The 8,394-nt window shown below is 46.6% G+C and carries 7 protein-coding genes; 3 read left to right on the top strand and 4 right to left on the bottom strand.

Features of this window, described 5'->3' with window-relative positions; translation table 11 throughout:
* Positions 1-80 precede the first annotated feature (80 nt).
* Positions 81-1,409: a murein hydrolase activator EnvC family protein gene (locus QN395_RS15235; protein ID WP_416352059.1), complete on the top strand. Its 1,329-nt coding sequence runs from the start codon at positions 81-83 to the stop codon at positions 1,407-1,409.
* A 15-nt stretch (positions 1,410-1,424) separates the two neighbouring features.
* Positions 1,425-2,876, top strand: a complete 1,452-nt coding sequence (locus tag QN395_RS15240) for a S41 family peptidase (protein ID WP_323492317.1) — start codon at positions 1,425-1,427, stop codon at positions 2,874-2,876.
* 474 nt (positions 2,877-3,350) lie between these two features.
* On the opposite strand, the gene QN395_RS15245 is transcribed toward QN395_RS15240, so the two are convergent.
* Entirely contained in the window at positions 3,351-4,019 is a 669-nt protein-coding gene (locus tag QN395_RS15245; RefSeq protein WP_323492316.1) for a hypothetical protein, read from the bottom strand.
* A gap of 790 nt (positions 4,020-4,809) precedes the next feature.
* Here QN395_RS15245 and QN395_RS15250 point away from each other — a divergent pair.
* Positions 4,810-5,616 carry a HesA/MoeB/ThiF family protein gene (locus tag QN395_RS15250; protein WP_323492315.1) on the top strand — a complete coding sequence of 269 codons (807 nt, stop codon included), beginning with the start codon at positions 4,810-4,812 and terminating at the stop codon, positions 5,614-5,616.
* A gap of 75 nt (positions 5,617-5,691) precedes the next feature.
* Here the strand turns inward: QN395_RS15250 and QN395_RS15255 are convergent, their stop codons facing one another.
* The 3 genes from QN395_RS15255 to QN395_RS15265 form a co-directional block, all read right to left on the bottom strand.
* Positions 5,692-6,051, bottom strand: coding sequence for a carboxymuconolactone decarboxylase family protein (locus QN395_RS15255; RefSeq protein ID WP_323492314.1), 360 nt, complete (start codon positions 6,049-6,051; stop codon positions 5,692-5,694).
* A 132-nt stretch (positions 6,052-6,183) separates the two neighbouring features.
* Positions 6,184-7,125 (bottom strand): AraC family transcriptional regulator, encoded by a 942-nt coding sequence (locus QN395_RS15260; RefSeq protein WP_323492313.1) that lies wholly within the window; start codon positions 7,123-7,125, stop codon positions 6,184-6,186.
* Between the two features lie 111 nt (positions 7,126-7,236).
* On the bottom strand, positions 7,237-8,394 hold a 1,158-nt coding region (locus QN395_RS15265), incomplete at its 5' end, for an EAL domain-containing protein (protein ID WP_323492312.1).

Below are 8,394 nucleotides of genomic sequence, written 5' to 3' on the forward strand. Positions count from 1 at the left end.
CCAACACCAAAGCAGACAAAGTAAACACAGGCACCAGGCCAGCGTACTCTTCACGGGTGCCGCTGGGCATGTGCCTGCTGATGCTTGGCAGTTTGTTCAGTTTATTCTGTGGACTAAGTAATCCCGCTCAAGCAGCTAGTAATGCCCGCACGACGCAAAAAAATCAAGTCGAAGCGCAGCGCACTGAGTTACAGCAAAAGCTGCAAGCACTCAAAAAAGATATTAATAAAACAGAGTCGGCTAAAGACAAAGCTAGCGATGCACTGGCTGATTCTGAGCAAGCCATTTCTGAAGCCAATCGTTCTTTGCGCGATTTGCAAACTGAGCAAAACGAGACCCAGACCCGCCTGCAACAATTATTAGCCGAACAGAGCAGACTCAGCGCCAAGGTCGAGCAGCAAAAAAAGCAGCTCTCGGATTTTTTGCGTCATCAATATATGCGTGGCGACAGCGACCGCATCAAGCTACTACTATCGGGCGACAATCCCAACCGTATCAATCGTGATTTGCAATACATGGGTTATGTCTCGCAAACCCAGGCCAAAATGATAGAAGGCTTGCGCACCAGCCTGGCCGCAGTACAAAAAAATGCCAAAGAAGAGCAAGACGCTAAAGACGATCTGGACGAAATCGCGCAAGAAGAAATCACACATAAAAAAGCCTTAGAGGGCGAGAAGAAAAAACGTAGCACCTTGTTAGCGCAATTGGCCGACAAACTACACGCGCAAAAGAAAGAGGCCGACAATCTGCAAAAAGATGAGCAACGCCTCGGCAATCTGGTCACACAATTAAATAAATTGATTGCGGAACAAATCAAAGCAGAACAAGAACGCGCAGCACAATTAGCAAAACAAAAAGAAAAACAGCGCCTGGAAAAACTCGCTCAAGAAAAAGCACTGAAAAATAAAAAATCCGGTAAGCCGACCAATCCTGATGCGATCGACGATGACGAACCTCCGAGTAAAGTGATCGCAAAAAATGAGCAAACACCAATAGCGACTAGTTTTGACGGCAATTTTAGCAAGTTAAAAGGACAACTACGATTGCCAGTAAAAGGGGAATTAATCGCCAAGTTTGGTAGCAAACGCGGGGATGGTCCTAGCTGGAAAGGTATTTTTATCAAGACCGCAGAAGGCGCAGAAATCAAAGCGATTGCGGCTGGCAGAGTAGTGTTTGCCGATTGGCTACGCGGTTTTGGGAATATGGTGATTGTAGATCATGGTAACGAATATCTGAGTTTATATAGCAACAATCAAGCAGTCTTAAAACATGTGGGCGACATCGTAAAAACCGGCGACGTCATCGCCAGCGCGGGTAATAGCGGCGGCAATGAAGAATCAGGTTTATACTTTGAGCTAAGGTATCAAGGGCGCGTATTCGACCCATTGACGTGGGCAACAATCAGATGAGATGTGGATATTGAAATGGGTAGCAAAATAAAAAGTTTTAGCTTAATCAGTTTTGGCGTTATCGCTGGCGTTGCCGCGACGATCCAGTTTTCTGCTTTGGCACAAAAAAATACCGGTTCACCTTTGCCCGTCGAAGAACTACGGCAACTGGCTGACGTTTTCGGCATGATCAAGACCGACTACGTCGAGCCCGTAGAAGACAGCAAACTATTGACCGAAGCCATCTCTGGCATGGTCGCCTCACTCGATCCGCATTCAGCTTATCTGGATAAAAAAGCCTACAAAGAATTACGTGAAGGTACGCAAGGCAAATTTGTCGGTCTGGGCATTGAAGTCGGGATGGAAGATGGTTACGTCAAAATCATTTCTCCGATTGAAGATTCGCCCGCTTATCGCGCCGGCATCAAACCGGGCGATCTGATCACCCGTCTGGATTCGATACCGATCAAAGGTCTGAGTCTGGATGAAGCCGTCAAAAAAATGCGTGGCGAACCAAATAGCAAAATCACGCTGACGCTGGCGCGCAAAAACGAGGATAAGCCTATCGTCGTCACCATCACACGTGAGCTGATCAAACAGCAAAGCGTTAAAGCAAAGATGGTAGAGCCCGGATACGCCTGGTTGCGGATAGCCCAGTTCCAGGAGCCGACAGTTGAAGACATGGCCAAAAAAATTCAGGCTTTGTACACGCAAGATCCTAATCTCAAAGGTCTGGTGCTCGATTTACGCAATGATCCGGGCGGCGTATTGCCTGGTGCGATTGGTGTCTCAGCCGCGTTTTTGCCGAAAGATGCCGTCGTCGTCACGACCAACGGCCAGTTAGCCGACTCCAAAGCCAGCTACACCGCTAAGCGTGAAAACTATGCCACCCGCGCCATCGGCGATCCGCTCAGCAAATTGCCAGAAGCGATTAAGAACGTGCCGATGGTCGTGCTGATTAATACTGGCTCAGCCTCCGCGTCCGAAATCGTGGCAGGTGCTTTGCAGGATTACAAACGCGCCACCATTCTGGGGACTCAAAGTTTTGGCAAGGGGTCGGTACAAACTATACGCCAGATCTCTGCCGATACAGCCGTCAAACTGACCACCGCACGCTACTACACACCGAACGGTCGCTCGATTCAGGCTAAAGGTATCACCCCTGATCTGGCAGTGGAAGAAACTGCAGAAGGCGACGGCTTCAACAGCCTGCGCACACGCGAAGTAGATTTAGACAAGCACTTAAATAACGACAAAGAAGCTGAGCAAGCCAATAAATCCAAGGTTGACGAGGTGGAAGAAGAACAGCGCCTGATCGCTCTCGCCAAAAAAAGTAAACCATTGGAATACGGCAGTAAAGATGACTTCCAATTGGCGCAAGCCTTAAATCACTTAAAAGGCTTGCCAGTCAAAGTCACCAAAGTTGATCCAAAAGATGTCGTAGAAGATAGCAAAGAGGAATCTAAAGCGGATTCAAAGAAAAAATAAAACGACAATGATTAAGATCGTGTCCTGCATGTCACGATCTGATCTGACCGAGGCGCATATCGTGCGGCCTTTTTATCGCCTCAAAGTAGGGTAAATAAATATACTCCTAATTAGTATATTTAATCCCCCATATAAATATTGGGCATCAGAGGCATTTTTTCTACTGAAAGGGGGAGTATCAGTAAAATAGGGCTATTGATCATTAGTCGCACGAGCAAGCTCTGCGATTTTTTATGCCCTCAATGCAAAGAGGCAATCTAAGGAAATAGTGGTCTGGAGCCTAAGCGGATTTGACGGTTATTAAGGCTATGGCATAAAAGATCACTAGAGAAAAATGAAAGCTCTATCGGATACTCAATTTGAGTCTCCGAATTTTTATGGTGAAGTTGGCGATAACCAGAATATCGAAATCTGGTTGGTTTACGTAGTCAATTACCAGTTTTTTAGTGCGGGTAAGATTTGTTGAGCTTGTCATTATTGGACGTTTTCCCACTCAATATCATGCGAAAAATAACGGACTTCTTTTTTCTTCCAAGCCAAGGGATGCGATGCAAATCCTTGGGCTAGCGTGGCACTCAGGTAATTAACCGCTCCAGCTTGTGTGATTTGTGGTCCCTCCAAGTCAAGCGCACGCCCGGATTTTAAATCCGGTCGTACGATCGCAATATGTCCTGGCTTATCGTCGTGGTGACTGCGGTAGACGGCAACGACCAGCACGCCACTGTTGGCTGCTTGCTGCGCCTGCTTAGAGCTCAGTCGTTCTTCCCATCCCTTTGGTGCACCTTGCGTCAGAAGCCAATCGTACTGGGCATTGGCTAACAGCTGGGCACTGTGATCGGGTGGTCGTAAGATGTAAATGCCTAATCGCTTGGCGATGGCAGCGACAAAAGCACTGCAGTGAGTATGCTTGCCTTCACCTTTAGCCGGTTTTCCATTTGGTACTCCTGTCTCCCATGCGACATGGACACCCGCTGGCCACAACTCCTCAACCCGTGTTTGATCTAAAAATTGAGTAAGCCTTTGTCCATTGCTGGTGATTTGACTGACGTCATCCGCTTCGGCATGAAAGGTAGCGGAAAGCGTCAATGCGCAGAACAAACACGGCAGCCATAATTGGCGTACATTTGTACGAAAAAAATTCATAAAGTATGAACCTCGTTGAATAGATATTGAGCTTGATAAGGGTTGAATGAACGAAGCATTGAACAAGGCATGCTTTCATCTATCCATACCCCGATTGGCAATTCAAATCAGTAGCTCTAATTATTAAATAAATTTCAGTAAATATTCACCCAAAAATCACACCATATTTAAAAATAATGTAACCAATATTTGTGTGTTGTCAGTGCAGTTTGGTATGCAAAAAGAAGTGCAAGCGACTACAGACGAAGCTATTCAAGCTGGGGCGATTAATCGACTTCGTTTGCGCAGGCTTACATCCCGTTACAGAAAATGGCACATGTTGAATCAATGGTTTCTTGAGTTCTAAATTGGATCTATTTTTAATGAGGGCTTTAGTAATAAATGGCCGGCAATATTGCATGAATAACAGTTCAAAACTACTGCCGAATATTGCTACCTCTAAGCCTCGTCACAAATCCAAAGTTAATCTGGTTTGCTCGAGTTTGACAAAAATACAGAATGGCTGGAAAAAGCAGAATAATAGAAATATTCATCTTACATTTGGACTTAGCATTGTGGACTTACTTATTCCAGATTTCAATGACCAAACGCGGAAAATAACCGGAGCTTCTTTGAATGAGGCATCGAAGATAATGTAACGGCGCCTCCGGTAATGACCAGTAGTCCATCTCACGCAAGATGGTGATGTGCGGGCAAAATATCTATCGCCAGTTTTTCATTTTGCAATGATGCCTGAAACGATACAAACGTGTAGGATGATTGCTCACCTCGTAATTCCAATTGAAGCGCTATGACCGAACCCGATACCACCGACCTAAGCGATCAGCAGTTACTTCGCTATTCTCGCCACATTTTGCTCGACCAGATCGGGATTGAAGGCCAGCAAAAGATCAGTGGTGCGCATGCGCTCATTATCGGCGCCGGTGGCTTGGGATCGCCAGCCGCGCTTTATCTCGCCAGCGCTGGGGTCGGCAAAATCACGATTGTCGATCATGACACCGTCGATCTGACTAACTTGCAGCGGCAGATCTTGCATACCACCGCACGCGTCGGACAATCCAAAGCCAACTCCGCCAGACAGACCCTAGCAGCCATCAATCCCGAGATTGAGATCGTCACTTTGGAAGAAAAAATCGGTGGCCAACGCCTGCAACAGCTTGTCCAAAACGCCAGCGTCGTCCTGGATTGCTGCGACAATTTCAGTACCCGCCATGCGGTCAACCAAGCTTGTGTGGAATCTGGTACTCCACTGATATCTGGTGCAGCGATCTCGTTTGACGGACAAATCAGCGTATTCGACAGCCGCGAGATAACATCCCCCTGCTACGCCTGTCTGTTCCCCCCAGACCAGCAATTTGAAGAAATCCAATGTGCCAGGATGGGCGTATTTGCACCGCTAGTCGGCATCATCGGCAGCATGCAAGCCGCCGAAGCACTCAAAGTCATCATGGGCATAGGCAAACCGCTACTCGGCCGCTTGCTACTACTCGATGCGCAAACCATGGAATGGACGCAAATCCGCGTGGCGCGCAACCTTACATGCACGGTTTGCGGTCAGCGACACCACACTGTAATAAATCAAGAAGACGGTTCTTAGATCTATTAATGCCAACTTCCAGACTAATTATTGACGTCGAACGCTCATGTGATATTTGAAAGAAACTTATTGGATTTAAGCGATAAGCTTCTTTGCATCCGAAAATGAACTAAAAGCTTCTAGCGCATGGAGCGAGTATACGTACGCAGCTCCAGCATTCAATGAAATTGCTGTTGCAAGAGCAGCAGCAATCTCAGCCTCAGTAGCCCCATGGGTAGCGGCTGCCTGAGCATGAGTGCCAATACAACCGTCACAGCGCGTCGTTACGGCGACGGCAAGAGAGATCAGCTCACGTGTCTTGGGATCAAGTGCGCCGCCGTCCGCAGACGCCAAATCCAGCGCCTGGTAAGCAGCCACCATTTTAGGATGTGCTTTACTTAAGGTACCGAACGACTTTTTAATATGAGGGACGAGAGACTTCCAATCTGAAAACATAATGAACTCCAGTAGTTTCTAAAGGGATACAACGAAACTATTGTATTCAGGATTGTCAGAAAAACGATAGTTCTAAAGAACCAAGAAACTACGCATTCGTCTCAATCCGTTTCATTCAAAGTGAACCGTGATTTATTTCTGATTAGCCGCTACATTTTCTTGAAGTTGTTGCCGATATCTTCCCGGTGTGAATCCTGTGTTGATACGAAACGCCTTGCCAAAAGCGGCTTCAGATTGATAGCCGACTTCCATGCCGATGTCACCCGCATTTCGTTTGGTATGAAGTAATAATGCACTGGCCGTCGCCATCCGGACATGCGAGAGAAACTCCAATACGGTCATACCGGCTTTGGCTTTGAAGTGACGCGCATAAGTGGCCCGAGACATGGCCGCCCTAGCACCAAGTTCGGCAATGGTCCATTGATGCCCGGGGGCGATCATCAATGCTTGAATTGAAGCACTCAACCTGCTATCCGTTAACAGTGTCAGAATATTTGGTACATCCGATTGATGTTCACCATAAATTCTCAGTGCCATGACAAGCAAGGCCTGACTTAACGAGGTAACGATCGCTAGTGCTCCGGAGTTCTTGCTATCCGCCTCGTCGCGTATGAGAGCAACCAACGTTTGTAATGCAAGAAGAGGATGGCTCCTCGCTAAAGAAATATGTAATGGATCAGGTAATGTTCCAAATAATAGTGCGGCTGACCCTCTCTCGCAAAGAAAGCGTCCGCACAATAAATCTGCATTGATCGCCCCCTTACCATTACTGCGTAATGGCAGAAAGTCGCCATCATCTTCTAACGTTGACTTAATTGGCATACTACCACCCAGGTTATCCCGCACTAAATGCGCTCCACCGTTCGGATACAGCACAAAATCGCCAGCCTCCAGGATTAACGGTTTTGAGCCTTTCGTCTTAATAACACATGTCCCGCTCAAAACTAAATGAAACGGAACGACTCCCTCAGCTTCTTGTTCGTGCTGAATAGAAAACGCGCCCCCCAACAAGCACCGAAGGTCAAGACTGGCTTGCGGTCGAACTAACTTGATGAGTCGGCTTAGAGGATCCATATGGTTTATATAAGATATGAAGACCCCTAACGATATTATACGTGGCAATAAAGTGCAATAACGCAAACAAGACGAAACCCGATAACTAATCGATTATTTAACGCGCTCTACCTAAAGCGTGTTTGTAAATGTCTTAACATTTAAGAATGTCTCAAAACTGACCATTGCCATGGGTCGACCAAAAAGATATCCCTGAAAAGCATTGCACCCACGCTCGCTTAAAAAAGATCGTTGCTCTTCGGTCTCCACTCCCTCTGCGATCACGGCCAAGCCCATGCTCTTGCCAAGTGCCAAGATCATCTCCACAATTGCAGCATCATTTTGATCGGTCAAGACATCATTAACAAACGATTTATCAATTTTCAACTGGTCAAGCGGCAAGCGCTTCAGGTATGACAGCGACGAATACCCCGTACCAAAATCGTCTAACGAAAAACCAACCCCGCTTGCCTTCAACAGGTTCATTTTAGAAATCGTGTCTTCCAGGTTGTCGACTAACAAGCTCTCCGTCAACTCGAGCTTTAACCGTTTGGGGTCGGCCTGCGTACGTTTTAATATTGTTGATACTTGTGTGACGAAATCAGGATGACGAATTTGACGGGCGCTCACGTTAACTGACATACTGAATTCACCAATATTAAAATCCTCTTGCCATTCCACAATTTTCCGGCACGATTCCTCCAGTACGAATAGACCTAACTGAATAATTATTCCTGTTTCCTCGGCCAGAGAGATGAACTCTAATGGTGGAAGTAGTCCGCGCTTTGGATGCTCCCATCGCACCAAAGCTTCCGCCCCCATCAAGCTACCGTCTACTTTTATTTGCGGTTGAAAATATACTTTAAATTCGTTACGATCCAGCGCCGCAATCATCGATCGTTCGATTGTAGATCGATCAATAATCAACTCGCGAACAGGAGGCGCTAGGTAGCTTGTCTCATTCAAGGTACTTATTGTTGCTTGTTGCACTGCGATGTCATCTCGGTTTAGCAAATTAAAGCTTGGTAACACAACCAACGCATCATCATAGGACTGCTGATTTGTTTCGTTTTCCTTAGTCATTCTTTTTGAAATATCGATATAGGTAACGACATAATTAGTACCAGTCCCTATACTGCATCTGGCGAGTGAAACGGTGCATAGAACAGGATATGCGGTACCGTCAATCTTTCGTAAATATATCTCGGCACACCAGAGGTTCTTGCAAAACGAAACACCGGAGAGTAATTTTATTGCGAGAAGCGCAAAATAGATGAGAAAGGAGCGGCC

Origin of the sequence: Undibacterium sp. RTI2.2, assembly GCF_035018705.1 — a bacterium.
GTDB lineage: Bacteria > Pseudomonadota > Gammaproteobacteria > Burkholderiales > Burkholderiaceae_D > Undibacterium.

Coding starts and splice junctions, on each gene's coding strand:
- QN395_RS15245 (WP_323492316.1), bottom strand. CDS start 4,019: ATGAATTTTTTTCGTACAAATGTACGCCAATTATGGCTGCCGTGTTTG.
- QN395_RS15250 (WP_323492315.1), top strand. CDS start 4,810: ATGACCGAACCCGATACCACCGACCTAAGCGATCAGCAGTTACTTCGC.
- QN395_RS15235 (WP_416352059.1), top strand. CDS start 81: ATGCTTGGCAGTTTGTTCAGTTTATTCTGTGGACTAAGTAATCCCGCT.
- QN395_RS15255 (WP_323492314.1), bottom strand. CDS start 6,051: ATGTTTTCAGATTGGAAGTCTCTCGTCCCTCATATTAAAAAGTCGTTC.
- QN395_RS15260 (WP_323492313.1), bottom strand. CDS start 7,125: ATGGATCCTCTAAGCCGACTCATCAAGTTAGTTCGACCGCAAGCCAGT.
- QN395_RS15240 (WP_323492317.1), top strand. CDS start 1,425: ATGGGTAGCAAAATAAAAAGTTTTAGCTTAATCAGTTTTGGCGTTATC.